Annotated in this window: 22 protein-coding genes; 4 read left to right on the top strand and 18 right to left on the bottom strand. The window is 36.9% G+C overall.

Translation table 11 applies throughout. The features are described 5' to 3' along the window. Nucleotides 1-51: 51 nt before the first annotated feature. Nucleotides 52-1,608 (bottom strand): bifunctional metallophosphatase/5'-nucleotidase, encoded by a 1,557-nt coding sequence (locus FD46_RS02370; protein WP_057895582.1) that lies wholly within the window; start codon nucleotides 1,606-1,608, stop codon nucleotides 52-54. Nucleotides 1,609-1,804: 196 nt separating this feature from the next. Here FD46_RS02370 and FD46_RS02375 point away from each other — a divergent pair, with 196 nt between their 5' ends. Further along, nucleotides 1,805-2,302 (top strand): acyl-CoA thioesterase, encoded by a 498-nt coding sequence (locus FD46_RS02375; protein ID WP_057895583.1) that lies wholly within the window; start codon nucleotides 1,805-1,807, stop codon nucleotides 2,300-2,302. Between the two features lie 28 nt (nucleotides 2,303-2,330). On the opposite strand, the gene FD46_RS10645 is transcribed toward FD46_RS02375, so the two are convergent. From FD46_RS10645 to dnaA, 15 genes are all read right to left on the bottom strand, one after another. Further along, nucleotides 2,331-2,453: a hypothetical protein gene (locus tag FD46_RS10645; protein ID WP_268872837.1), complete on the bottom strand. Its 123-nt coding sequence runs from the start codon at nucleotides 2,451-2,453 to the stop codon at nucleotides 2,331-2,333. A gap of 537 nt (nucleotides 2,454-2,990) precedes the next feature. Further along, nucleotides 2,991-4,283 carry an adenylosuccinate synthase gene (locus FD46_RS02380; protein ID WP_057895584.1) on the bottom strand — a complete coding sequence of 431 codons (1,293 nt, stop codon included), beginning with the start codon at nucleotides 4,281-4,283 and terminating at the stop codon, nucleotides 2,991-2,993. A gap of 318 nt (nucleotides 4,284-4,601) precedes the next feature. Beyond that, on the bottom strand, nucleotides 4,602-5,996 hold the full coding sequence (gene dnaB / locus FD46_RS02385; RefSeq protein WP_057895585.1) for a replicative DNA helicase: 1,395 nt from the start codon (nucleotides 5,994-5,996) through the stop codon (nucleotides 4,602-4,604). Nucleotides 5,997-6,049: 53 nt separating this feature from the next. Next, nucleotides 6,050-6,499 carry a 50S ribosomal protein L9 gene (rplI, locus tag FD46_RS02390; RefSeq protein ID WP_057895586.1) on the bottom strand — a complete coding sequence of 150 codons (450 nt, stop codon included), beginning with the start codon at nucleotides 6,497-6,499 and terminating at the stop codon, nucleotides 6,050-6,052. Between the two features lie 21 nt (nucleotides 6,500-6,520). Continuing rightward, the gene (locus FD46_RS02395) at nucleotides 6,521-8,530 is read right to left on the bottom strand and encodes a DHH family phosphoesterase (protein WP_057895587.1); all 2,010 of its coding nucleotides are present in this window, start codon (nucleotides 8,528-8,530) and stop codon (nucleotides 6,521-6,523) included. A gap of 430 nt (nucleotides 8,531-8,960) precedes the next feature. Then, complete coding sequence (pnuC, locus tag FD46_RS02400) at nucleotides 8,961-9,725, bottom strand: nicotinamide riboside transporter PnuC (RefSeq protein ID WP_057895588.1); 765 nt, start codon at nucleotides 9,723-9,725, stop codon at nucleotides 8,961-8,963. 235 nt (nucleotides 9,726-9,960) lie between these two features. After that, nucleotides 9,961-10,197, bottom strand: a complete 237-nt coding sequence (gene rpsR / locus FD46_RS02405) for a 30S ribosomal protein S18 (protein WP_057895589.1) — start codon at nucleotides 10,195-10,197, stop codon at nucleotides 9,961-9,963. 39 nt (nucleotides 10,198-10,236) lie between these two features. After that, a complete protein-coding gene (gene ssb, locus FD46_RS02410; protein ID WP_057895590.1) occupies nucleotides 10,237-10,773 on the bottom strand; it encodes a single-stranded DNA-binding protein in 537 nt (178 codons plus the stop codon). A gap of 23 nt (nucleotides 10,774-10,796) precedes the next feature. Then, complete coding sequence (rpsF, locus tag FD46_RS02415) at nucleotides 10,797-11,084, bottom strand: 30S ribosomal protein S6 (RefSeq protein ID WP_057895591.1); 288 nt, start codon at nucleotides 11,082-11,084, stop codon at nucleotides 10,797-10,799. A 188-nt stretch (nucleotides 11,085-11,272) separates the two neighbouring features. Further along, nucleotides 11,273-13,747 carry a DNA gyrase subunit A gene (gene gyrA / locus FD46_RS02420; protein WP_057895592.1) on the bottom strand — a complete coding sequence of 825 codons (2,475 nt, stop codon included), beginning with the start codon at nucleotides 13,745-13,747 and terminating at the stop codon, nucleotides 11,273-11,275. A gap of 57 nt (nucleotides 13,748-13,804) precedes the next feature. Further along, on the bottom strand, nucleotides 13,805-15,754 hold the full coding sequence (gene gyrB, locus FD46_RS02425) for a DNA topoisomerase (ATP-hydrolyzing) subunit B (RefSeq protein WP_057895593.1): 1,950 nt from the start codon (nucleotides 15,752-15,754) through the stop codon (nucleotides 13,805-13,807). A 37-nt stretch (nucleotides 15,755-15,791) separates the two neighbouring features. Continuing rightward, on the bottom strand, nucleotides 15,792-16,913 hold the full coding sequence (gene recF, locus FD46_RS02430; RefSeq protein ID WP_057895594.1) for a DNA replication/repair protein RecF: 1,122 nt from the start codon (nucleotides 16,911-16,913) through the stop codon (nucleotides 15,792-15,794). Between the two features lie 4 nt (nucleotides 16,914-16,917). Then, on the bottom strand, nucleotides 16,918-17,142 hold the full coding sequence (yaaA, locus tag FD46_RS02435; protein ID WP_057895595.1) for a S4 domain-containing protein YaaA: 225 nt from the start codon (nucleotides 17,140-17,142) through the stop codon (nucleotides 16,918-16,920). A 339-nt stretch (nucleotides 17,143-17,481) separates the two neighbouring features. Next, complete coding sequence (gene dnaN, locus FD46_RS02440; protein ID WP_057895596.1) at nucleotides 17,482-18,621, bottom strand: DNA polymerase III subunit beta; 1,140 nt, start codon at nucleotides 18,619-18,621, stop codon at nucleotides 17,482-17,484. 166 nt (nucleotides 18,622-18,787) lie between these two features. Next, on the bottom strand, nucleotides 18,788-20,143 hold the full coding sequence (gene dnaA, locus FD46_RS02445) for a chromosomal replication initiator protein DnaA (RefSeq protein WP_057895597.1): 1,356 nt from the start codon (nucleotides 20,141-20,143) through the stop codon (nucleotides 18,788-18,790). A gap of 528 nt (nucleotides 20,144-20,671) precedes the next feature. On the opposite strand from dnaA, the gene rpmH reads away from it, so the two are divergent. The 3 genes from rpmH (at nucleotide 20,672) to yidC (ending at nucleotide 22,067) form a co-directional block, all read left to right on the top strand. Beyond that, a complete protein-coding gene (rpmH, locus tag FD46_RS02450) occupies nucleotides 20,672-20,806 on the top strand; it encodes a 50S ribosomal protein L34 (protein ID WP_057895598.1) in 135 nt (44 codons plus the stop codon). A 63-nt stretch (nucleotides 20,807-20,869) separates the two neighbouring features. Continuing rightward, a complete protein-coding gene (rnpA, locus tag FD46_RS02455; RefSeq protein ID WP_057895599.1) occupies nucleotides 20,870-21,205 on the top strand; it encodes a ribonuclease P protein component in 336 nt (111 codons plus the stop codon). A 28-nt stretch (nucleotides 21,206-21,233) separates the two neighbouring features. Then, entirely contained in the window at nucleotides 21,234-22,067 is an 834-nt protein-coding gene (yidC, locus tag FD46_RS02460; protein WP_057895600.1) for a membrane protein insertase YidC, read from the top strand. Nucleotides 22,068-22,194: 127 nt separating this feature from the next. Here yidC and FD46_RS02465 read toward each other — a convergent pair whose 3' ends face one another. Both FD46_RS02465 and FD46_RS02470 read right to left on the bottom strand, forming a co-directional pair. Further along, nucleotides 22,195-24,096 (bottom strand): M13 family metallopeptidase, encoded by a 1,902-nt coding sequence (locus FD46_RS02465; protein ID WP_057895601.1) that lies wholly within the window; start codon nucleotides 24,094-24,096, stop codon nucleotides 22,195-22,197. A gap of 191 nt (nucleotides 24,097-24,287) precedes the next feature. Continuing rightward, on the bottom strand, nucleotides 24,288-25,142 hold the full coding sequence (locus FD46_RS02470) for an aldo/keto reductase (protein ID WP_057895602.1): 855 nt from the start codon (nucleotides 25,140-25,142) through the stop codon (nucleotides 24,288-24,290). Nucleotides 25,143-25,552 lie beyond the last annotated feature (410 nt).

Below are 25,552 nucleotides of genomic sequence, written 5' to 3' on the forward strand. Positions count from 1 at the left end.
AACTGACACTATTTCACGTGAAACGTTCTCCAGCTTTCCCAAACCTTTAAATTATTCTGGTAAAATTCGATAATTGTTGTGCTTTAGTTTATCAGGGGTCAAATCTTCATTTGCGCGTAGATATTCTATGACCAGCTTAGGTATTGTTGTTGAATGCTCCGCGATAATTTGTTTTGGAGAATACATCTTAAAACTGCCCCCTCCTAATGCTCGGTACTGGCTGACTGCAAGCCGAAATACCTGTTTGTTTTCTACAGGACGGCCATGATAACTTAAAGAGCGTACCCTTCTGCCTACTGGGTATGAAATATCTAAGGTGTAATCAACTCCCGCGTAGATATCATAATTATAGTAAGGTATCGCAGGACCAAAAGTACATTGATTAACAATAGCATGATCATTATACAGCTTCCAGTAAGTTGCATTCTGCTCTAAAGCAGCACGCAACTGGGCTCCGGTAACCTGCAAAACAACCAGCTTGTTTTCAAATGGATAATTGATTTTAATATCTCTGATTGTAACTTCAGTAGAAAAACCTGTTACTTCATTATTAAACAGCGATACAGCCGAAATTTCTGCTCCAGTAGCTTGTAATTGCACTTGATTCAGCAGGTTTATAAAAGGATGCCCTTTACGTCTAGCCATATTGGGATCTGTCATCTGAAAGCCGTCGCCAAGCTTAGCAATCGGTTTATCAAGCCACTTTTGAGTTTTCTTTTCAAAAGCGCCTAGAAATCTGCTTACTTCTGTGTCAGGTACTTCCTGTGCTACTGCTAAAAGTTTGCTGTAACCGCTTTTAACAATCTTATGAGTTGTTTCCAAGTCTATTTCTCCGACGCATTCACCATTATGTCCCGGCTGAATAGTTGGAATTCCATTGATTGATGTAGCGATACGGCGATGCTGATGTCCTGTTATAAGTGCATCGACACCTTTAATTTTACTCAGCGCAGCACCCTCGTTTTCCTTAGTTCTTGACTTCTGCTCTTGGATACTACCTTTAATACGCTTTTCCCCGTAACCGCCATGGTATGCAATAACCACGATGTCAGCAATATGTTTTAGGAAAGGAACGTATTTTTGAGCCATTTCCAATGCCGACACAAAGTGCAGCCCTTTTATGTTTTCTTCCGGTTCCCAATAAGGAATATTTTGGGTTGTAAGCCCCAAAACTGCAATCTTCATCCCCTTTTTTTCAATAACAATATATGGCTTCCCATACGAATGATTTTTTTCATCTAAAATATTAGCACATAAAATTGGGTAGTGACATGCGCATAAAGCCTTATTTAAGAATTTACGACCATAATCAAATTCATGGTTTCCAATTACACCGGCATCATACTGTAGTAAATTTGTTACCTCAAATAATGGCATGATTCCTTCTGTATAGTTCTCTTTTAAATATGCTGCTAAAGACGAGCCTTGAATTAGATCGCCATTGTCAATCGTTAGCACTATAGTATCTTCTTTTGCTTTATGTTGTATTCGCTTAATCAATGTTGCAGCCTTAGCAAGGCCTAGTCCAGCTTGGTCATCCCTTGAACGGTACCTTGTCGGGAAAATATGTGCATGAATATCACTCGTTACCAATATTTTTATGTGCATGTTTTCTCTCTCAATCAAAAAATTTTATTTTATTTGCTATTGTGAAGCAGTTTTTTTAAAGTTTAAAAACATTCTGTTTCACGTGAAACAGAATGTTTTTTCAATGAACTGTCGCCAAAATCTGCTAAACAGATTACTATATACTTAGAACATAAAGGAGGCCTAATCAGGGATTTAATACCTATCCCTGTAACTTATGAAATGTAAACAAACACTTGCGATCACCAGCCATCGTGTAATGTCCAGTGACCTTAATGAACACGAAACAGTTTACGGGGGAAAATTACTTGAAATGTTAGATGGTTCTGCTTCAATTTCAGCTTCACGACTTTGCAGAACACAGACCGCAACAGCTGCCGTAGACCAGTTTAACTTTATTGCCCCTTTTCAACTTAATGATTCTTTCTGTATTGAGTCTTATGTAAGTGGCGTAGGAAAGCGTTCCCTCGAGGTTTTCGCTAAAATAGTCGGTGAGCACTTGACAACTGGGAAGCGCTTTTTAGGTGCCACTGCATTTTTAACTTTTGTAGTGTTGAAACATGATGTTAAATTACCGGAAATCGTTCCTAATACACCGGAAGAAATAATGATCTGCCAAGGTTATTCAAAACGACAAATTTTTAGAAAACAGCAATTGAAGGAAAAAGCCTTTGATCAGAAAATTTCTACATTGCCCCGTTGGGCGGAAAAATAAATAAACCCAAGCAGGCTTCAGTGGTTCCCTAACGAGTTTCCTGTTTTTTTACAATGTCGATCAAAAAGGCGATTGCCTCCTCATACGAACACGATCTTTGTTTCATCACTGCTTTAACTGCTACTTCGGTATCATTTGAATAGGCCATCATTACACTTCCCCATATCTGCTATTTATAAAGGTTATACAAACTTTAACAATAAGTACCATTTTTATTTTATACCGTTCTTATAAAAAAAACGAGGATTAAATCCCTCGATTTTTTTATACACCTAAGTTGAACCTTGCCGTTTAAAGTTTTCTTAGAAAAAGTTTTTTTAAATCAAGGTTCAATAAAACTTCGAACGCTGGTTTTTAATCATTACTCATATTAAAAACAGTAATACGGCAGGTTGCAGACCTTTAAATAGTTTACGGTTAGACAAAAATAGCCGGCTGCGGGCAGCATAACATGAATGTTACAAGAAATCATTATTTCAAGATAACGCTGAAGGGAGTGTGACATAAGTCGGTAAAATTTGAGTACTAACAAGAAATTACGAACATAGCGAGTAATTTGCTACGAGTAATTCGAGGTTAGGCGGAAAATTTTGATTTATGGAACACGTTTATCTGGAGTAAATAGAAGAGCTGGGTCAAAAGTTAATTTTTGACCCAGCCCCTCATTTTTTAAAAATATCTTTAATTATTAAATTCGTGCCCAAATATTATCTAAAACGTTAGTTTGTTCACGATCTGGACCAACAGAAAAGGTAGAAATCTTGACTCCTACTAATTCTTGAATACGGTGAATATAATTTCTTACATTAAGCGGTAAATCCTCAAGTCGCTTGCAATGTGTAATATCTTCCTTCCAACCAGGCAAAGTTTCATACACTGGTTTACATTTACTAAGCTGTTTCAAGCTTGCCGGATAGTGGTAAATCAACTCACCATCAAGTTTATAAGCTGTACAGATCTTAACTTCATCTAAACCAGTTAGTACATCAACACAATTCAAGCTTAAATTTGTTAATCCTGAGACACGTTTTGCATGTCGCATTACTACACTGTCAAACCAGCCAATTCTTCGTGGCCGTTTAGTCACAGTTCCGTATTCATGACCTGCTTCACGGATAAAAGAACCTGTCTCATTATTTAATTCAGTCGGAAAGGGACCATCACCAACACGAGATGTATATGCTTTGCAAACTCCTACTACCTTATCTATTTTTGACGGACCTACCCCACTACCGATTGTCACGCCCCCTGCGACTGGATTAGAAGAGGTTACAAATGGATATGTTCCTTGGTCAATATCCAGCATTACTCCTTGTGCTCCTTCAAATAAAACACGTTTACCGCTGTCTAAAGCATCATTGAGGACAACTGACGTATCAGTCACATAGTCTTTGAATTGCTGTCCATATTCATAATAAGGCTCGAAAATATCTTCAAATTTAAGTGGCTCGCGATCATAGAAACGAGTAAATTCACGATTTTTTTCTTCGAGATTGCGACGCAGCTTTTCTTCAAAAATTTCTTTATCAAGCAGATCTGCAACTCTAATTCCAATGCGTGCTGCTTTATCCATATAAGCAGGACCGATTCCCTTATTCGTTGTTCCAATCTTTTGATCTTTTTTAGCTTTTTCTTGTAAGCCATCCAAAAGTATATGATACGGTAAAATTACATGTGCTCGGTCTGAAACCCGCAAATTATCAGTAGCAATTCCACGGTCTTTCAAGTATTTCAGTTCTTCAATAAGAGATTTAGGATTTAAAACAACTCCATTGCCGATTACACTGATCTTGTCGTGATAAAAAATCCCTGAAGGTATCAATCGCAGCTTAAATGTTTCACCATTAAATACAATTGTATGCCCGGCATTGTCGCCCCCTTGATAACGAGCAATTACCTCAGCATTGCGGCTAAGGAAATCTGTTATCTTTCCTTTACCTTCATCGCCCCATTGACTACCAACTACTACTACTGATGACATTGACATTCACCTCATAAAATGATTTGGATAAAATTTATAACTCCATCAACCTCGATTATTGTATCAGGCGTACGCTTATCTTTCAAGTAAATTCCGAATATTTATAATGAAGTAAATATTTTATCGGCAAATTACCGAACTTTATTTCTTTAAAATTCGTCCTATCCACTTAAACTAATCCTTGTAATATTAATTTATCTTTATAGCAATAAATCTGCAGATACCTAAAAAAGTGTCCTACAAAACTTTTATTATCTAAGCTTTGTAAGACACTTAATTTTAATTTAACGCTTGTTATTTTACATAAAAATTATATGATCAGCCTTTTTGATTTTCCGGTACATAAGCGACTGATGAAAATTTGTTATAGGATTTGACAAATAACAGTTTAACAGTTCCACGAGGACCTGAACGGTTTTTTTCGATAATTACTTCTACTTCACCTACATCCTGAGAATCGTCATCCTGTTTTCCACCGCTGCTGTCCTGGTCGCTTTCAGAGCGTTCATAATAATCGTCACGATATAAGAATGCTACAATGTCCGCATCTTGTTCTATTGAGCCTGATTCACGAATATCAGATAATACAGGACGTTTATCTTGCCTTTGTTCAACTCCACGAGAAAGCTGCGAAAGAGCAATGATTGGAACTGACAGCTCCTTAGCAAGTTTTTTTAATTGTCGTGAAATTTCTGAAACCTCTTGTTGCCGACTTTCCTTATTCGTTCCTTCAATCAGCTGCAGATAATCAACTACTACAAGGCCCAGGTTTCCTTGTTCCTTAGCCAAGCGTCGGCATTTTGCTCTAATTTCTGCCATTTTGATACCTGGTGTGTCATCAATAAAAATAGATGCTTGCGAAAGCGAACCCATTGCAACAATTAAATTTTTCCATTCTTCATCATTTAACTGTCCTGTTCTCAAATGATTAGCATTAATACTGCCCTCAGCACAAAGCATTCTGTTAACTAAAGATTCTGCACTCATTTCAAGCGAAAAAATTGCCACAGTTTGAGCAGACTTAGTCCCCACATTCTGTGCAATATTTAAAGCAAAGGCTGTTTTACCGACTGCAGGACGAGCAGCCAGAATTATCAAATTATCAGGCTGCAAACCCGCGGTCATCTTATCCAGCTCATTATATCCGGTTGCAAGTCCAGTAATATCTTCATTTTGCTGATACAATTTATCAATATCTTCAATGGCATTATTGAGAACATCTTTAATTGGCTTAAAACCGCTGCGATTACGTCGTTCTGATACGTCCATAATCTGCCGTTCAGCGTTATCCAGCAATGTCGGTACATCGTCTTCTTGCGTATATGTTTGCGTAACAATATTCGTAGCCGTTGCAATTAAACGCCTCATCAAGGCTTTTTCTTCAACAATTCTAGCATAGTATACTACATTAGCTGCGGTAGGAACCGCAGCTGCTAATTCAGCAATATAACCAACGCCACCAACGTCATCATCTTGCTGATTAGCTTTTAAATAATTATTCACAGTCACAACATCAATAATCTCATCTTGATTATTTAAGTCGATCATTGTTTGAAAAATAATCTGATGCGCACGCCGATAAAAATCGTCTGGCTGTAAATAAACCATTGCCTCCACCAAAGCATCTGAACGCAAAAAGATAGCTCCAAGAACAGCTTGTTCAGCTTCAACATTCTGCGGTGGTAAGCGGTCGATTAAAGCATCATTACTCATATGTTCTTCACCTTTCAGCTAACTTCAGCCCTGTTACTGCAAATACTATCACTTTACTTTTCAGCAACATGAACCCTGATTTTTGCAGTAACCTGATTATGCAACTTAACCGGAATATTAGTGTAGCCGAGAGCCTTGATTGGTACTTCAAGGTCCATCTTCCTTTTATCAATCTTTAACCCATACTGGCGTTGCATTGCTTGAGCAACCTGTTTGCTGGTAATAGAACCAAAAAGCCTGCTATCAACTCCTGCTTTAGCTTTTATTTCAACAACCATTTTGCCAGATTCAAGCTCCTCTTTTAACTTCTTTGCAGCAGTTAATTCTTCAGCATCTTTTTTCTTTTCAGCAACCTGTTGTCCTTTTAACTGGCTAACAGCTTGGGCTGTCGCTACCTTGACTTTTTTTGCCTTAACTAAAAAATTGGCATAACCGTCCGCGATCTCTTTAACTTCGCCACGCTTTCCCTTGCCTCTTACATCTTGTAAAAAAATTACTTTCATTTTGTTACCTCCTCAGTATTTCTATTCATCATGTTTTTGTTTTAAAACGTCCATTAATTGAGCTCTTGCTTCCTCAATTGTTACCCCAGTTAACTGGGTTGCTGCATTCGACAAATGTCCGCCTCCGCCAAGTTGTTCCATTACAACCTGTACGTTAGCTTCGCCATTGCTCCTAGCCGAGATTCCGATCTTTCCATCAGTTCTTTCAGTAATCACAAAAGAAGCATTTACCCCGCTTACATTTAACAATGAATCTGCAGCTTGAGCAGCAATAACCGGATCATAAACCTTGTCTTTTTCACCAACACAAAGTGCGATCCGATCCCCAATAAATTCGACACGATCAATAAGGTGGTTGCGCTGTAAGAAATCATTTACGTTTTCTTTCATAAAATGCTGAACCAAAACAGAATCCGCACCAACAGAACGCAGATAACTTGCCGCATCAAAAGTTCTTGTCCCAGTCCGTAAAGTAAATGACTTAGTATCAATAATAATTCCGGTTAGCATTGCTGTAGCTTCAATTTTATTAATCGGTTCACTTTCACGTGACTGATATTCAAACATTTCAGTGATCAATTCACATGTCGAAGAAGCATATGGTTCAATATATACTAAAATTGGATTTTCTGGAAATTCTTCACCACGCCTATGATGATCAATTACCATCACTCGATTTGAAAGCTGTTGATAAAGCTCCTTGCTGACGGAAATAGACGGCTTAGAATGATCAACCATTATTAAAAGACTTTGCTCAGTTGCTTTTTCCTGCGCTTCTTCAGGAGTTAAAACAGTTCCTTTAATATCAGGATACTGGCCCAATTCATCCATTAAACGTGAAACATCGGAATGCAGATTTTCTTGGTTTAAAACAACCCAGCATTTTTTTTGATTCATCGCTGCAATTCTGCGAATGCCAAGACAAGCGCCTACTGAATCCATATCTGGCTGTTTATGTCCCATTACAAAGACTTGATCAGTCTGATTCATGAGTTCTTGCAGTGCTTGTGAAATCATACGAGCCCTGACGCGGGTCCTTTTTTCCATCGGATTGGTTTTCCCGCCATAAAAACGTGCTTCACCATCTTGAGTTTTGACAACTACCTGATCTCCACCACGTCCTAAGGCAAGGTCAAGGTTACTTTGTACAGCTTTAGCCAATAAAGCAAGATCATCATTGCCGTAAGAAATACCCATACTGAGCGTTAAAGGCAGATTTTGTTTAGAAGTTCTTTCACGAATTCGATCAAGAATTTTAAACTTATCATCTTCAAGTTTCTTTAAAACCTTTGAATACGTGAGGACCAGGAAATGGTCATCATCGATTCGTTTAAGATACATCTGATATTTTTTTGCCCAATTAGAAAGTTCATTTGTAACATAGTTGCTTAAATTAGATACAGCTTTGTCATTCATTGACTGTGTAATCTCATCATAATTATCCAAAAAAATTTGTCCGATTACAACATTTGTATCTAAATCATGCTGCTGGATCGTAGCATAATGTGTAATGTCCATTAAATAGACTGCATGTATATTTTTTTGAATTAATAATTGTAACTTGTATTTTCCCCAAGAAACTTCAACAGGCTTTTTGCTGTCTTGATTTTTTTCAACAAGTTCCGCTAATTCAGCATCAATCTCAGCAAGAGGTTTACCTAATATTTCCTTATTTCCAAAATATTTCTGCAGGTATGGGTTTATCCATTCCACATCGTTGTGCTTGCTTAGAAACAAAATTCCAATGGGCATCTTAATCAGTGCTTCTTGTTCTCCTCGTTTAATACGATAAGATAAATCTGAAATGTACTCATTCGTATCTTCAGTAATCGCCTTTAGCGTAAAAGAAGACATGACAACCGTTAATATTACCGCCACCAAAATAATAAGACCAAGGATTAGGTTAACTAAAAAAGCCATAACAACACACACTAAAGATATTGCTAATAAAAGAAAAGTTATCAACCTGATTTTACTGTTTTTCAAAAAAGCCGGTAAGTGCCATGAATCTTTCGAAAATAACTGTTTCACTGTCTTTTCCTCACATTCTTGCAAAGAATCACACTAGAAAGTGTATTCTGCTTGGAATCAGATACTTAATCCGTCCAAAATCAATTTTTATACGTACTATATGTACCGTAAAGACGACCTACTTGCATACTATTTTAACACAAACAACTATTTGAAACACATCTAACCAAATAGCATACTAGATTTTTAGACTGCTATTGCAAAATGGCTAGGTGCTATTAATACTTATTTTTTAACTTATTAAATAAAAAAGCTTTTTTTGCTGGAAAAATTATAAAAACAAAAGATTCGCTATCCTTGCAAATAACTCCCGGCAATTGTAAAAAATAAAAAAGCTGCAGTAGAATTAGACTCTATCGCAGCTTTTTTATTATGTTTGTATCAAAAAATATTCAGATGAAACGTATAGTCTTAAATCTGCAGTCAAAAGTTAAACTTGACTATTTATTCTAAACCAGCCGCGTGTACTGAAGAAAGCGTACATATCATTCAAAAAGAAGACGCTGTAACTAAAAATAAGTGCGAAATTGCCGTCACCTTGCAGCATGGTCTGTGTCCAAAGAGCAATTGTAAAAATGGAACTGATTGTCCATACGAAGTACTGCTCACGTTTACGGTTAAGCTCTAGCAGCGATCCTGTAATTGCCATTGCCAAGTTTAAACTATCTAAGAAAACACGCGGATCACTTGTTAAACTAAAAATATAATAAATAATTCCCCATGCAACTACGAAGAAAGCTATATAATAAATCCACTCACTCATCTTCTCAAATTTCTCTGCTTTAATATTGTCGTTCCACTTAGGATCCAGAATGCAGAAAAAATCCAAGAAAATTAAGTAACCAATCTGTTCCCAAGCTGTCGCAAAGTTACCAGCCATAAAGCTCACTGAAGCAATACAAACGGCACTGAGAGCCCCAGCCCAGCCCTGAATACCAGAACGATTTGAGATGCCGATTACACATGCTACCGAAAGATTGGCACCAATAAAGAAAATCAATGACGAGATAGGAGAATCACTGAAAGATTGTCGTAACGAGAATACTTGAAGTACAAAGTTAAAAAGCAAAAGCCCATAACTGAATTTTCCCCATCCGCGACATTGGTTGATTAACCAACTAAAATAGTCCTTTCTAAAAACATTTTTTGAATATTTTGGTAAATTTGACAAAACGTCAACATACCTATCAAACATTTAGACATCCCCTTAAATAATAGGTCTTCAGTTAAGAAAACCTTATCCGCTGCAGCCAACAGGCAACAGCCTCTTTTCAAATTATATACTCTTCAAATTTTAAATTACAGACTTGACTTATATCAATATATGTTGTATTAAAATTTCAAAGAAGCACTACATATAGTATGAATCACACTATATTTAATTTTCTAAGGCACAAAAAAAAGGCCTGAAATAGACCTTTTCAATTAGCTTAATCTTCTGTAACAAATGGTAGAAGTCCCATGATCCGAGCACGTTTAACTGCGATAGTTAAACGACGCTGGTTCTTAGCACTTGTACCAGTTACTCGACGAGGTAAAACTTTTCCTCGTTCGGAAACAAAGCGTTTCAACAAATCTGTATCTTTATAGTCGATATAGTCAATATGATTAGCCGCGATAAAATCAACTTTACGACGACGACGGCCACCCCTACGTTGTTGTGCCATGTACATGTCCCTCCTTTTCAACTAATTATTTTTAAAATACTAGAATGGTAAATCATCATCAGAAATGTCAATTTGCTGTCCATTATCCGCGAATGGATCATTATCATCACTAGATTTACTATTTTCAGTATTTTTATTGCCTACTGCCTTACCAAACGGATTATTATCTGAATTATTGTTCGTTGTTGTATTTTGAGGAGAATCTGAACCTTGTGTATCATTATTGCCATGCTGTTGTTGGTAACGCTCAGATTGTGAACGCGACTCAAGCAACGAAAAGTTATCAACAATAACTTCTGTCACATAGACCCTATTACCCTGCTGATTTTCATAAGAACGTGTTTGAATTCTGCCATCAACCCCAATTAATGAACCTTTATGAGTAAAATTTGCAAAATTTTCCGCAGATTTACGCCAAATTACACAATTAATAAAATCAGCTTCACGTTCACCTTGCTGATTAGTAAACTGGCGGTTGACTGCAACAGTAAAAGTTGCAACTGCAACACCGCTGGAAGTATAACGCAAATCGGGATCACGTGTTAATCGACCTACAAGGATAGCTCTATTGATCAATGTTCAGTTCCTCCTTTTTATAATTAAGCTTCGCGTTTAACGATCATATGACGTAAAATACCGTCATTGATTTTAGCCAGACGGTCAAATTCATCGATTGCCTTTGAATCATCAGCTTTAACATTTACAATATGGTAAATACCTTCTGTAAAACCACCGATTTCGTAAGCAAAACGACGTTTAGACCAGTCTTTTGAATCTACGACTTCAGCACCGTTGTCTTTCAAAATACCATCAAAGCGTTCAACTAAAGAACTCTTTGCGGCTTCGTCAACTGCTGGGCTGATAATGTAAGTAACTTCGTAAGTCATGACTGTTTACACCTCCTTATGGACTATTGGCTCTTAACTTTGTTAAGAGCAAGGAAAGTAATCTAAATCTGTTTCGAGTTAGATACTAACGAACAAGAATTATATCATTCATATCACTGTAATGCAAGGCGATCCCGAATAGCCTTATACTTTTAAATACGCAACATTGAATAAATTACTTTGGAAAATTATTCTTCTGTTGTTTCTTGGTCCAGTTGTTCATCTGTTGTTTCGTCTGGCACAACTTTGGCCATAGTAGAAACAACAGCGTCACCATCAACTCTTATTAAATGCACACCTAAAGTAGCACGTCCTGTGACAGAAACTGTTTCAATATTAAATCGAATCATTACGCCCTTATTAGTAATCAACATAATATCTTCATTTCCAGTGACAGTAGTAAGCCCGGTTAACGGCCCATTTTTAACAGTAACATTTGAAGTTTTAATACCCTTTCCGCCACGGCCTTTGATCGGATAATCCTTTGCGGGTGTTTGCTTACCATACCCATTTTCACTGATAACAAACACATGGCTGTCTTCATAAAGAATTGCCGCCCCAATAACATAATCGTCAGCACGAAGTCTGATTCCGCGGACTCCTGTAGCCGCTCTTCCCATTGAGCGCACGTCTGTTTCCTTGAAACTAACCGCATATCCTTGATGTGTTCCAATGATAATATTTTGTTTTCCATCAGTAATGAGCACATTAATCAGCTCATCACTGTCTTTAAGAGAAACAGCTTTTAAACCATTGCTGCGGATGTTAGTAAATTCTGCTACAGCTGTCCGTTTTGTAATTCCCTTCTTAGTTATAAAGAACAGGTAGTATTCCTTTGTTTTCATTTCATGTGAAAGATTAATAACAGCTTGAATCTTTTCTCCCGAATCGATTCCTAACAAGTTAATTACAGGAATTCCCTTTGCTGTTCTACCATATTCAGGTATCTCATAGCCTTTCATACGATAGACTTTGCCCATATTAGTAAAGAACAAAAGTTCATCATGCGTTGAAGTGGTAATCAAATTTTCAATAAAATCATCCGCGTGCACACCCATCCCTTGGATTCCGCGTCCGCCTCTTTTTTGTGTTTTAAAATCGCTAGTCGGCAACCGCTTGATATAGCCATTATGTGTGAGTGTCACTACAACTTCTTCTTCTTCAATCAGATCTTCATCTTCGATACTCAGAACTTCGCCAACCATTAACTCAGTCCTGCGTTTATCCCCATATTTTTCTTGAATTTCTAATAATTCTTCGTAAATTATTTTGTCAATTCGTTCATTATGAGCCAAAATATCACGATAATCTGCAATTGCTTCAATTAATTTTTTATACTCTTCTTCAATTTTTTCACGCTCTAGTCCTGTCAAACGAACAAGGCGCATGTCCAAAATAGCTTGTGCCTGCCTGTCTGAAAGTTGGTATCCATCAATTAACCGTTTTTTTGCAATCTCGCCGCTCTTGGAACTGCGGATGATGTTAATAATTGCATCAATATGATCGAGTGCAATGCGTAATCCTTCTAAAATATGAGCGCGTGCTTGTGCCTTTTTTAATTCAAATTCAGTTCTTCTTCTAATTACACTTTCTTGATGTTCAAGATAATAGCTTAAGATTTCTTTAAGGCTCAATATTTTAGGCGTCCCATTAACTATCGCAAGCATATTGAAGCCGAAAGTAGTCTGCATTAAGGTTAATTTATACAAATTATTCAAGATTACAGAGGCGCTCATATCTTTTCTAACGTCGATTGAAACTCGCATGCCTTCACGGTCAGACTCATCACGAATGTCAGTGATTCCTTCAATTTTTTTCTCACGTGCAAGCTCCGCAATACGTTCTATTAATTTAGCCTTATTAACCATATAGGGAAGCTCGTCGATGATAATCTGTTCCTTACCATTCTTTTGCTGCTCAATTTCAACTTTGGCTCTGATAGTAACTGTTCCCTTACCCGTTTCATAAGCTTTACGAATTCCGGATTTGCCAAGAACAATTCCACCAGTAGGAAAGTCGGGCCCTTTAATTGCCTCCATTAAATCAGCCGTAGTTGCATCAGGATTATCCATCAAAATATGCAGCCCAGAAATAACTTCAGATAAATTATGAGGTGGAATATTAGTGGTCATACCAACTGCTATCCCGGTTGCTCCGTTGACAAGCAAATTAGGGAAACGTGCTGGCAAAACTACAGGTTCTCTTTCTGAACCATCATAATTTTCCTTAAAATCAATAGTGTTTTTATTGATGTCCCGCAGCATTTCAGTAGCAATTTTACTCATACGTGCTTCAGTGTACCGCATTGCCGCTGCTCCATCACCGTCAACTGAGCCAAAATTACCATGTCCATCAACGAGCATGTAACGGTAGCTGAAATTCTGTGCCATTCGGACCATTGATTCATAAATTGCTGAATCTCCATGTGGATGGTACTTTCCCATAACATCACCGACAATTCTCGCCGATTTCTTATAGGGTTTATCTGGAGACACCCCCAATTCATTCATACCATATAAAATACGGCGATGAACAGGTTTAAGCCCGTCACGGACATCAGGAAGTGCGCGTGCTACAATTACACTCATTGCATATTCCATAAAAGATGTTCGCATTACTCCTGACAAATCAGTTTGTTTAACACGATTTGGTAGCTCTACCAATGTCTTTACCTCCCACTTTGCTAACTATCAGCCTACACTTATTTCCTAGGAAATAATCTAAACATCCAAGTTTTCAACATAAGTTGCGTTCTTTTCAATAAATTCACGTCGCGGTTCAACTTTGTCTCCCATCAACATCTCAAAAACTCTATTTGCTTCTTCAGCATCAGAAAGTTTGACTTGCAGCAACCGACGATTTTCTGGATTCATCGTTGTTTCCCATAATTGTTCAGCATCCATTTCTCCCAGACCTTTATAACGTTGAACAACGGGCTTGGGGCTTGGGGGAAGCTGGCCCAGAATTTCTTCGAGTTCGCTTTCTGTATCAATGTACTTGATCATTTTTCCTTGACGGACTTGATACAAAGGAGGTTGTGCGATATAAACATACCCCTTATCAATCATTGGATGCATAAACCTGTAAAATAATGTTAACAGCAGTGTTCTGATATGGGCACCATCGACATCGGCATCGGTCATAATAATAAGTTTATGATAATTTGCCTTGCTGACATCGAATTCGCTGCCAAACCCAGTTCCCAGAGCAGTAAACAGCGAACGGATCTCTTCGTTTGCCAAAACACGGTCAAGCGAAGCCTTCTCAACATTTAAAATCTTACCGCGAATTGGCAAAATTGCTTGAGTCAAACGTGCTCGTCCCTGTTTAGCTGAACCTCCGGCAGAGTCTCCTTCGACTATAAATAGCTCTGAAATTGAAGGATCTTTACTAGTATTATCAGCAAGTTTTCCAGGAAGATTGCTGATTTCTAAGCCATTTTTCTTGCGTGTTACCTCGCGAGCACGTTTAGCAGCTACGCGAGCTTTAGAAGCCAACATTCCCTTTTCAACAATTTTTCGTGCAGTCGTTGGATTTTCAAACATGAATTTATTAAAATGCTCAGCAAATAACCGATCAGTTACGGTCCTTGCATCTGAGTTACCCAACTTTGTTTTAGTCTGTCCCTCAAATTGCGGATCAGGATGCTTGATACTTACAACAGCAGTTAATCCTTCGCGCACATCTTCACCTGAAAGATTGTCTTCACTATCCTTCATTATATTGCTTTTACGTGCATAGTCATTGATAACTCGGGTTAAAGCAGTTTTAAACCCTGCTTCATGAGTTCCGCCTTCATACGTATGAATGTTATTAGTAAAAGTCAATAAATTTGAATGAAAATCGTTCGTATATTGAAGTGCAACCTCAACTATAATTCCTTTTTGTTCCCCTTCGAGGTATATCGGTTCCTCAAAAAGAACCTCCTTGCCCTTATTTAAAAATTCCACATAATGTCTGATTCCTCCGATATAGTGAAATTCCTTAGTAGTTGGTTTTTCAGGTCGTTCATCTCTTATCGTAATTCGCAAACCTTTATTCAAAAAAGCTAGTTCACGAATTCTTGTTGTTAACACCTTGATATCAAACACTGTTGTTTCAGTAAAAATATCGGGATCAGGAGAAAAATGGACTAATGTCCCATGTTCATGTTCGCCACATTCCCCGATCACATGCATTTCGTGAGCAACTTTACCATAACTGAAATCCATTGCATAAATTTTACCGCTATGTTTAACCTGTACACTCAAGCTTGTTGAAAGAGCGTTAACAACTGACGCTCCGACACCATGAAGTCCTCCTGAAACTTTATAACCGCCACCGCCGAACTTTCCGCCGGCATGTAAAATCGTGAATACTGTTTCAAGCGCAGGTCTTCCTGTTTTATGCTGAATGCCGACTGGAATACCGCGTCCGTTATCTTTAACAGTAATACTGTTATCTTTTTCGACTGTAACATTAATTTCATCAGCAAAACCTGCTAGGGCTTCATCGATCCCATTATCAATTATTTCCCAGACAAGATGGTGTAATCCCTGAGAACTTGTGGATCCGATATACATTCCCGGCCTTTTTCTAACAGCTTCAAGGCCCTCAAGTACTTGAATCTGGCTAGCATCATATTTCTTAGCACGTTCTTCTTTACTTTCCTGTAATTCCTTATCTGTCAAACTGATTCCCTCCTGATTATCTAATTCATGCCAGTCACTACTCGTTTTGAACAGAAACCTCTCCATGTTTGATTCTGAATACTTCCGGATCCTTGATCAATTTCCGGGTTATCTCACTAATACTGGGTGTAGTTAAAAATGTCTGTACTTTATCTTGGATAGTTCTAAGAAGCTGAGTCTGCCTGCTGCCATCTAATTCTGACAAAACATCATCTAGTAGCAAAATAGGATATTCGCCTGTTTCTTCTTTCATCAAATCAATTTCAGCAAGTTTAAGAGCAAGTGCTGTGGTTCTTTGCTGACCTTGCGATCCATAAACATGGACATTTTTTTGATTAATCAAAAATAAAACGTCATCGCGATGTGGACCATAAAGCGTAGTTCCTTGTATAATTTCTTTCTTTCTGTTGGTTTTATATAACAGTTTCAAAGCACTGTATAAGTCTTCAACACTTTTTTGTGCTGCAGCTGCAACACTAGTTTCGTATCGAAATTGAAGCTTTTCTTTTGTGTGAGTAATCTGTTCTTGCAGTTTTTGTGCATATTTTTCAAGCCCTGTTAAAAAAACAATTCTTTTTGCGATAATTTCTGCCCCAAAAGCTGCTAATTGATCAGATAATACATCCAGTAACATATAATCCGCTGTTTGCTTAAGCTGCAACTGTTTTAAATAATGATTACGCTGTTTTAAAATTGTACGATACTGAGTCAGATTATAAAGATAATGCGCATCTATCTGACCAAACTCCATATCAATAAACCTTCTCCTGACTGCGGGAGCTCCTTTAACAAGTGCAAGATCTTCGGGCGCAAATAAAATTACATTCATTTGTCCGATATACTGCGAGAGTTTGGCTTGCTCCAAAAAATTAAGCTTAGCTTTTTTACCTTTACGGCTAAGAATCAACTCCATTTTTGTTTTTCCAGTCTGTCTCACAAGTGTTCCTCGCAAAGCAGCACTTTCCTGTTTAAACTCAATCAATTCACGATCATTGGCTGTTCGATGACTACGAGCAGTCGCTAATACATAAATTGCTTCCAGCAGATTAGTTTTACCTTGTGCATTTTCACCGATTAAAATATTTATCTTTGGCGAAAAAATCAGCTTTGTTTCCACATAATTACGAAATTGTTTTAACTCTAGTTTTTCTAAATACATCGACTCAGCCTTTTTTCGCACGCATTAAAAAGGTCCCAACTTCAGGAATTTCAATCTTATCGTCAGCATACAATTTACGCCCACGTCGGTTATCAGGCTTGTCATTCACCAAAACTGTATTTTCCTGTAAAAACCATTTTGCTTGTCCACCAGAGTCAATAGCTGCTGTTATTTTTAACAGCTGTCCAAGAGTTACATACGATTTTTTTAGCAAAATTTCTTTACTCAACAGACACCGCCCACTTTCATATTTATATTTTATTATAACCTTTTTACAATTAAATAACAATCTCAGACGGCTCTCAGAGCTCATATAAGCGTTTTTAATATCTTTTAATAGAGCTCGACTATGCACCCCTTAAAAACGCTAATTTTGAATTGTACACGTTTTAAAACACAAATGAGCTTTTTAATAACAAAAAAATAAGTACACAAAGATTTACCAATAAACTTGCTGGTCAGAACCATAAGTAAAAAAAATAAGAGAAACTGCAGCAAAATTTAAATTTTGTCCTAGTTTCTCTTAATTATTAGTATTAACTGTATTTATAATTTCAATAGAATTTTATCAAAAGGTTCTTACCGGTGTAATTAATTGTACAAAATGCTCATGGTCTTCACTAGGCACTAATGTAAAAGGCCGCAGCGGTAATGTAAATGCTACAGTAACAGTTGTCTGCCCAAAAGAACGCAGCGCATCCTTCATATAATCCGGATTAAAGGATATTTCAATATTATTACCTGTAAGATTTTGAAATTTTAATTCTTCTTCTACATTTCCTACTTCTGGTGAATTGCTATATATAGTTGCCTTTTTTCCCGGAGTATCTAAGACTAATTTAACTACATTATTTTGCCCCTCATGAGACAGCAGTGAAGCCCGCTCTATAGCTGACAAAAAATCTGTTGCATTAAATTCTATCGTTGTTTCAGCTGTTTTGGGAATTAAACGTTCAGTATCAGGATAATTTCCTTCTAGTAGCCGAGAATAAAAAGTTGTGTTTCCAAGGTCAAATAAAACCTGGTTTTCTGATATCCGTAAACTGACTGTTTCCGTATCCTCAGGAATCATTTTCGCCAATTCGCTTAAAGATCTTCCCGGAATAATAATATCGTAATTTGCCTCTTTGGCTTCCGGTAAAGTTATTTTTCTTTGACTTAGTCGATGACTATCAGTAGCAACAGCCAGTAACTCGCCGTTTTTGATTACTAAATGAACTCCTGTCAGAATTGGACGACTTTCTTGAGTTGAAACAGCAATTACTGTTTGTCCAATTAATTGTTTTAAAAGATCTCCCTTAAGCGTTAGCCGTTCTTTAGCATCTATCTCTGGAAGGCGGGGATAGTTATTGGCATCTAATCCTCTAATAGTAAATGAGGCTGAACCTGAAGTGATTTCTGTTTGATAATTTTCAGTTACTTTAAAAGTTAAGGTCTTTTCAGGTAGTTTCTTTACTATTTCACTAAATATACGTGCAGTTAAAACAATTTGCCCTGGTTCTTCAATTTGTAATTCTGCGTTATTATCATCAGCTGCTATAAAAGTTTCAATTGAAACATCTGCGTCACTACCGGTCAGTGTTAATCCTTTAGCTTCAAGCTTAAGTTTAACTCCTGTCAGGATAGGAATTGTAGTTTTTGTTGAGATAGCTCTTTGAACATCAGTTAAACTTTTAATGAATGCTGCTCGATTTACCGTGAATTTCATAAGTAACCTCCTGAGATATATTAATTAAGGATAAATAAGTAAAGTAATAGTAGTAGGGCCTGTTGATACTGTGGAAAAATGGGAAGATGTATGAGAATTAAAAGATATCCACATGTGGATATCTTGTGTATAACTACGCTTTTTACGCACAAGTTTCCACAGGTGATTACTTTTTCAGCTTTCCCTTAAGGTCATCTACTTCTCTTTTAAGTTCATTGTCATTATTAAGCGCAGCCGAAATTTTTTCGTGAGCATGGATAACAGTAGTGTGATCTTTTCCTCCAAATTCATGACCAATTTTCGGTAATGAAGCATCAGTCAATTCACGAGCAAGGTACATAGCTACTTGCCGAGGTAAAACGATACTTTTAACTCTTTTTTTACCTTTTAAATCGCTAATTGAAATATGGTAGTATTTTGCAACCTTGTCTTGAATTACAGAGATTGAAATTTCATTTGACTTTCCATTTAACTTTAGATTTTTCAAAGCATCTGCTGCTAAGCTGGTTGTAATAGGTAGATGAGTCATTGAAGAATAAGCTTGGACTCGAACTAGTGCACCTTCCAGTTCACGAATATTGGAATCAATCTGACCTGCAATATAACTCAAAGTGTCGTCCGGAATTGCAGAATGATCTGCATTTGCTTTATTGCGTAAAATAGCAATTCTAGTTTCTAAGTCAGGGGGCGTAATATCAACTGAAAGGCCCCATTTAAAACGAGAAACTAAACGTTTTTGGAGTTTAGGAATTTCGTTTGGCAGACGATCAGATGAAAGAACAATTTGTTTTTTATCATCGTAAAGAGCGTTAAAAGTGTGGAAAAACTCTTCTTGCGTACCTTCTTTATCTGCAAAAAACTGAATATCATCTACCAATAAAAGATCAACACTGCGATATTCTTTTCGAAATTCTTCTTGCCGTTTAGTTTGAATTGAATTGATAAAATCATTAGCAAAAGCTTCACTGGTTACATACTTAACCTTTGCTTGCGGTCTATTAGCAAGCATCTGATGTCCAATAGCATGCATGAGATGGGTTTTTCCCAAGCCGACCCCGCCAAAGAAGAAAAGCGGGTTATAGAGTGCACCTGGTTCTTCTGCTACTACTAATGCAGCAGCATGTGCCATTTGATTACCCTTTCCGATAACAAAAGTATCGAAAGTATACTTATCGTTTAGTTTTGTTTCACGCATAAAAGTTGGACGAGTATCAACGGCGTTTTGCTGAGCTCCTGCTGGACTGGAATAACCGGTATTTTGTAATGGATCAGGTTCCTCAGGCAGCTTAGCAATAATCGTAATTTTTTGCCCAATAGATTTTTCGATCATTTCAGCGGCTTGATTACTTAAATTGGCTTTCCAATAATCTTTATGTAACGCTGTTGGAACTTCAATTACTAAATTTCTTCCAGAGAAAGATAACGGTTTGACTGCTTTTAACCAAGTATTGTAACTGATCGTTGAGAGTTTATTTTTAAATTCATCACAAATATACTGCCATAAAGTTTCTAAATCAGGCACAAAAAAACCTCCTTTCTATAAAAATGTTACTTTACACAGTTTAGCATTTTTAAAAAAAGTTTTCCACAGGTATGTGCAAAATATAAAAACACTATACACAAGCAGGTAATAATCTTTATCACAGGGTGTACATAACTTTAAGCTGTCCAATTCTGCATAGCTTTTCCACAGGGAGGCTGTGTCTGCTAAGCTTTGCAGTAGCAGCACATATTGCACTTATGCACAAAAAATAATCAGGCTGTTAATAAGTCGTTAACAGCCTGTTTTTTTGTGTAAAAGCCTGTATCTTATTGTGTGCATTAGGGTTTTTTAGAAGTAATAAATCCACAGAAAAAAACGATTTCTAATTACAACTGTGGATAACTTTTTAAAAGACATAAGTGTCCTCTTTCAAATTGTCTGTTAATAACAGTTTTTTTATGATAAAATGGCTTGGTAAAGTTAAGCTTGACAAAATATTGTTAATTTAATAGAATATTAGTTATGATTGTCGAGCAAGGATACTCGATCAAGGGGGTGTAAGAAACAATGAAGAGAACATATCAACCAAAGAAACGTCATCGCCAAAGAGTGCATGGCTTCCGCAAACGTATGAGTACAAGCAACGGTCGTGCTGTTTTAGCACGTAGACGTCAAAAGGGTAGAAAAGTATTGTCTGCTTAGACCACTGACCGTCAGTGGTCTTTTCTTTTAATATAGTTTTTTGTAAGACACTGGAGATGTATTATGCGAAAATCATACCGTGTCAAAAAAGAAGCCGAATTCCAGAAAGTTTTCACGCAGGGCAAATCTTGTGCAAATCGTCAATTTGTCGTATATGTGTTAGAAAAACCTGGTCAGCTTCATTTTCGAGTGGGAATATCAGTAGGGAAAAAAATTGGGAATGCTGTAGCGCGAAATTGGGTTAAACGACGTATTCGGCAAACACTGACAGAACTCAAGCCAAAAATAAGGCAAGAAATTGATTTCATCGTAATTGCACGTCCTCCAATTGCAGGAGTGTCTATGGCTGAAACTAAAAAAAATTTAATGCATGCTTTACGCTTGGCACATGTGTTATAAATAGGTTTTTCAAAGTGAGGGAAATGCAGTGAAAAAAGTGAAACGAACCCTGATGCTGCTTAGTACTGTGGGGTTAATGTTTACTTTAACGGGTTGCAGCACATCAACTGTAACAGAAAGCAGTTCTGGAATTTGGGACCATTATATTATCTGGAACTTTATCCAAGCGATTCAGTTTCTAAGCAAGGTGTTTGGTAACAGCTACGGCTGGGGCATAATTATTTTTACAATTATCATACGTGTAATTTTGCTGCCATTAATGTTTTATCAAACCAAAAGTATGCGTAAAACAACCGAACTGCAACCTGAGCTGAAGATCCTACAGAAAAAGTATTCTGCAAAGGATGCTGCAACTCAGGCTAAACTGAAAGAAGAACAGCAGAAGCTTTATGCTGAGGCTGGTGTAAATCCAGTTGCTGGTTGTTTGCCAGTGGTTGTACAGATGCCGATATTAATTGCATTGTATCAGGCAATTTTGCGTTCTCAGGCTTTAAAAACTGGATCTTTTTTATGGATGCATTTAGGTGAACGGGATCCGTACTTTATATTACCGGTTTTAGCAGCGATTTTTACTTTTGCTACTTCTAAATTGAGTGTTATGTCACAACCAGAGCAAAACGGAATGACCGCAGCAATGACTTATGGGATGCCGATCTTCATTCTATTTACAGCTATTTCTTTGCCATCAGCATTATCATTATACTGGGTAATTGGAAATGCATTTTCAGTTTTGCAGACACTTTTACTTAACAATCCTTTTAAGATAAATAAGGAGCGGGAAGAAAAGGAACAGGCAAAACGCGCTCGTAAAAGGGCAATTGAAAAGGCAAAGCGCAAGGCTTACAAGGGTAAACGTAAATAAACAGTATCTTTAGTATTATAATCTCTTAAGTTGACAGGGATCTTTTATGTCAACTTTTTTGTTTTCTTAAAAAATAAATAAGTGTGAAAAAAGAGACATATTTCCTGGGAAATATGTCTCTTTTTAGTTACCAAATATTAACTCTTTTTTCAGGTTGAAGATACATAGGATCGCCTTTTTTTATTTTAAAGGTAGTATAAAAATCGGCGAGGTTTTGCGGCTGAATGTTTGCACGTAATTCATGAGGTGCATGCACATCAATATTTAATAGTAGTTTTTGCCTTTCAAGAGAGGATTTTAGGCACCAGACCCGAGCCCAATTAATAAAGAACTCTTCTAGGTCAGCGTCATCTTCATTTTTGGCAGCTTCTAAAGCACAACTAAGGCCGCCTGCATCAGCGATGTTTTCAGAAACTACTAATTTACCATTTACTTTACCAGCTTTGGTCTCTAGACCATCGAACTCTTTAATCATTTTTTGAGAAAGCTTTTCAAAATGATCAAGATCACTCTTTGACCACCAATTGTTAAGATTGCCGAATTCATCGAAATGTGCGCCGTTATTGTCAAAAGCATGTGAAATTTCATGAGCAATAACAGCTCCAATACCACCATAGTTTTCACTAGAAGATTGTTTTAAACTGTAGAAGGGTTTTTGCAAAATAGCAGCAGGAAACACAATGACGTTGTAAGAGGGGTTGTAATAAGCGTTCACGGTATTAGCGCTCATTTCCCAACGTTTTCTATCTACTTCTTTATTCCAACGGCTATAGTGATCTTTTAAGTAAATCTGATCAAATTTTAGGCTATTATCAAATAACGAATCTTCTTCGACTTTGAATTTTTTATAAACTTCTTCCAATTCATCAGGATAACCGACTTGGATCCCAAGCTTTTCAAGCTTAACAATTGCTTTCTCACGAGTTTTTTTGCTTAACCAGTTATTATTTTCAAGCCTTTTTTTATAGACAGTGACCATTTTCTGGACCATCTGCCTAACGTCATTCTTTGCCTTTTCGCCAAAATATTTGTGTGCATAATAAAGTCCGACAACTTGATCAAATTGTCCGATTGAAAGATAATATGCGCTCTTTTGGGGATTCATGGGTTCCTTGCTGCCGGAGATTGCACGAGAATATTCACCTGAGACAATTCGAGCCTCATCTGAAAGAAAAGGACTGACAGCCAGCAAGGATTTTGAAAGCATCCAGCTGCGCATATTAACAAAGGTTTCAGGAGTTACAAGTTCATTCAAAGCTTCATAGTATTTTGGCTGTGAGACGATTATTTGGTCAGGCTCAGCGGAAAGTAATCCAGTGATAAAGTTCTTGATATTAAACTGATTACTGAATTTTACAAAATCGGTAAAACTGTATTTATTATATGATTTTACATAGTCAGCTAATTCGGTACTATCTTTAACATGCGGTACCAGAGATTTATCAAATGCAAGTGTCTGTTCGATAATCTCTTGGGTAATTTTTTCAGAATAACCAGCAAGCCTGAAAAGTTTTTCCATCATTTTTGTATAAATCTGCAATAGAGCTTGAGCAGAAGGGTTGTCACCTTCATAATAGGTTTTATCCGGTAATATTAGGCTGGGTACATCTGCTGTTAAAGCATAGCGAGATGTATTTTTCATATCAGGTTCAACGTATACTGGAATGGGACTGGGGTAACCTGTTAAAGTTAAGTTTTTCAGATTTTTTTGCCAATCATTCAAGTTTTTTAAACTTTCAATGGTTTTAAGGTATTTTCGTGCAGGAGCAAACCCGGCAGAATTTCTTTTAGAAAAGTTAGCTGCAAGTTTGTAGAAGTTAATAAACTCGCGTAAATAAGGATCACTTGCTTTTTCTGGATCTTTTGCTAAAGAAGCGAAGTCAGCCATTAAAGTTTTTTCAATATTTTCAGCTAAATCTGCGAAGCCACCCGTAGATGGTTTGTCTGCTGGAATTTTAGCTGTTTTGAGCCAAGCACCATTTACTGCTTGGTATAAATCATCTTTAATGAGCTCTTTATTAATGGTCATTATATAAAGTCCTCTCCTTCTTGAATTCATAGTATAGATAACATTGTAATTCAAAGTGGGAGAGGATGGTACTATAAAGGGTAAATAAATTCAAATAATGTCAAAGTAATTATAATTATATATGAATAAGGGCCATGCCAAAAATAAATTTTTTAGCATGGCCTTTATTTTATAAACTGTTAGGATGTACTTTAAAAGTCAGCAGTATCAGGATCAACAGCATAGCCAACTATTCCATCAAGGCGATCAATTGTTTCCATGTCTTTTTGTGAAAGTTTAAAATCAAAGATTTTTGTATTTTCTTCAATACGCTCTTCATGAATCGATTTAGGCAAGGGAAGAAAGTTGTGCTGCAAAGACCAGCGAAGGCAGACTTGAGCGACAGTATGCTTGTTGCTTTCAGCGATAGTTTTCAACGTGGTATCTGAAAATAATTTACCAGTTCCAAGCGGACTGTAAGCTTCAAGTAAAATATTATTTTCTTTGCAATATGAGATAGTTTCTCTATCTAGGTCTCCAGGACAAATACGAATTTGATTAACCATTGGAGTTATTGTTTGGGTTTCTTTCAGAACTTCAAAATGTTTTTGACGAAAGTTAGAAACACCAATTGCTCTGATTTTTCCTACATTATATGCATCTTCTAGAGCATGCCAAGTGTCCTGAAGTACTTTTTTCCAATGCTCATTACGATAACGTTGAGGATTAGGCCAGTGAATCAAAAAAAGATCAAGAGCTGATAATTGGAGGTCCTTAAGAGTCTGATCGATTGCATCGGCAGCTGCTTCATAGCCATGTGCATTATTATTGAGTTTGCTGGTAACAAAAAGTGTTTGCCGGGCAATTCCGCTTTCTTTAATTGCCTCCCCGATGCTTTTTTCATTCCCGTACATTTCAGCCGTATCAATGTGACGGTAACCGGACGAAAGTGCTGACTTGACAGCAACCTTTGCAACGGCACCGGCTGGCGTCTGCCAAGTTCCAAAGCCAACTATTGGGATTTTAACACCATTGCTTAAGGTATAAGTATCAATTAAACTATTCATCAAAAAACCTCGTTTCAAGTAGTTTATGCTCCACAAACATTTTACTACACTAAACTAAAAATTGTTAACTTAGTAGTTTATGAATGAAGTTATAAAGCAGTGAACATTAACGTGCCTCGAAGATAAAATGGTATAATAAAAATAATATTTTGAGTCAAAAGTGCGGAGTTTATCTTGCTTAAAAACAAGGCTAAACAGTCTTAGGTATAAGTAATGTTGAAGTTAAACAGCTGGATAATTCGCAGAAAATATTGTTTGAGATGATTGGTAAGAGATTAAAAAATAGTTTAAGCTAGATTACATGATAAAAGTATAAGATTCTGTTTGTAGAAAGTATTATATTAGTTAATATAATATATCATAGTTAATGCAAAGGATTATTAAGAAACTTTAGAAAGTAGGAACGAACG

This window comes from Liquorilactobacillus oeni DSM 19972 (assembly GCF_001436275.1).
GTDB lineage: Bacteria > Bacillota > Bacilli > Lactobacillales > Lactobacillaceae > Liquorilactobacillus > Liquorilactobacillus oeni.

Coding starts and splice junctions, on each gene's coding strand:
- FD46_RS02370 (WP_057895582.1), bottom strand. CDS start 1,608: ATGCACATAAAAATATTGGTAACGAGTGATATTCATGCACATATTTTC.
- FD46_RS02375 (WP_057895583.1), top strand. CDS start 1,805: ATGAAATGTAAACAAACACTTGCGATCACCAGCCATCGTGTAATGTCC.
- FD46_RS10645 (WP_268872837.1), bottom strand. CDS start 2,453: ATGATGGCCTATTCAAATGATACCGAAGTAGCAGTTAAAGCAGTGATG.
- FD46_RS02380 (WP_057895584.1), bottom strand. CDS start 4,283: ATGTCATCAGTAGTAGTAGTTGGTAGTCAATGGGGCGATGAAGGTAAA.
- dnaB (WP_057895585.1), bottom strand. CDS start 5,996: ATGAGTAATGATGCTTTAATCGACCGCTTACCACCGCAGAATGTTGAA.
- rplI (WP_057895586.1), bottom strand. CDS start 6,499: ATGAAAGTAATTTTTTTACAAGATGTAAGAGGCAAGGGAAAGCGTGGC.
- pnuC (WP_057895588.1), bottom strand. CDS start 9,725: ATGTTTGATAGGTATGTTGACGTTTTGTCAAATTTACCAAAATATTCA.
- rpsR (WP_057895589.1), bottom strand. CDS start 10,197: ATGGCACAACAACGTAGGGGTGGCCGTCGTCGTCGTAAAGTTGATTTT.
- rpsF (WP_057895591.1), bottom strand. CDS start 11,084: ATGACTTACGAAGTTACTTACATTATCAGCCCAGCAGTTGACGAAGCC.
- recF (WP_057895594.1), bottom strand. CDS start 16,913: ATGTATTTAGAAAAACTAGAGTTAAAACAATTTCGTAATTATGTGGAA.
- dnaN (WP_057895596.1), bottom strand. CDS start 18,621: ATGAAATTCACGGTAAATCGAGCAGCATTCATTAAAAGTTTAACTGAT.
- rpmH (WP_057895598.1), top strand. CDS start 20,672: ATGAAGAGAACATATCAACCAAAGAAACGTCATCGCCAAAGAGTGCAT.
- rnpA (WP_057895599.1), top strand. CDS start 20,870: ATGCGAAAATCATACCGTGTCAAAAAAGAAGCCGAATTCCAGAAAGTT.
- FD46_RS02465 (WP_057895601.1), bottom strand. CDS start 24,096: ATGACCATTAATAAAGAGCTCATTAAAGATGATTTATACCAAGCAGTA.
- FD46_RS02470 (WP_057895602.1), bottom strand. CDS start 25,142: ATGAATAGTTTAATTGATACTTATACCTTAAGCAATGGTGTTAAAATC.